We start from the raw sequence: 865 nt of genomic DNA, 5'->3' as shown, positions 1-865 counted from the left end.
TCATTGTAAATAATAACCAGCAGACATAGAGCTTAAGCGAGTAAAAAATGGCTGACTTTTATCAAAATGGCATCATAACAACGTTACATAATCTAAGCTGTCGGTCGTATGAAGACCTCGAGAGGGAGCTGGAAGATTTTGCAACAAAACGTCCGATGGGGCTGATCTTGCCGTCTCTATTTTCTGAGTTAGAAGGGGATGCGCTACCCAAAATTATCGATTTACTTAGCGAGGTGAAGTACATCGGTGAAATTGTGATTGGTTTAGATCGCGCTAGCCTTGATCAGTATAAATACGCTTTAGGTTTTTTCTCAAAATTGCCACAACGTCATCGCGTGCTTTGGAACGATGGACCGCGATTACGTCAACTCGACGACGAGCTGCAGGCCCTCGGTGTTGCGCCTAAAGAAGCAGGTAAGGGCAGAAATGTATGGTATTGCATGGGCTATACCTTAGCGTCGAACCGATCAGAATCGGTTGCCCTGCATGACTGTGATATCGTCACCTATGATAAAGAACTTTTAGCGCGCTTAATCTACCCAGTTGCCAATCCGCATTACAATTATGAGTTCTGTAAGGGCTACTATTCTCGAGTCGCTAATGGAAAAATGAACGGACGTGTCAGTCGTTTGTTAGTGACACCATTATTACGATCTTTCAAAAGCGTTATTGGATATCGTGATTACTTAGAGTACATGGATAGCTTTCGTTATCCATTAGCTGGCGAGTTTTCGTTCCGTATCGATGTCTTAAAAGATATTCGAATTCCAAGTGATTGGGGCTTAGAGATTGGGGTGCTTTCAGAGATGTACCGCAACTATGCGCACAACCGTCTTTGCCAAGTTGATATCGCACACATATACGA

The 865-nt window shown here is 43.4% G+C and carries 1 protein-coding gene; it reads left to right on the top strand.

The features are described from left to right. Nucleotides 1–47: 47 nt before the first annotated feature. The coding region (locus A3739_RS01425; RefSeq protein ID WP_068499972.1) for a glycosyl transferase at nt 48–865 on the top strand (818 nt) is incomplete at its 3' end.

This window comes from Oleiphilus sp. HI0067 (genome assembly GCF_001635735.1).
Note: the sequence above shows the minus strand (reverse complement) of the source record. Positions and strands in the feature narration are given on the sequence as shown.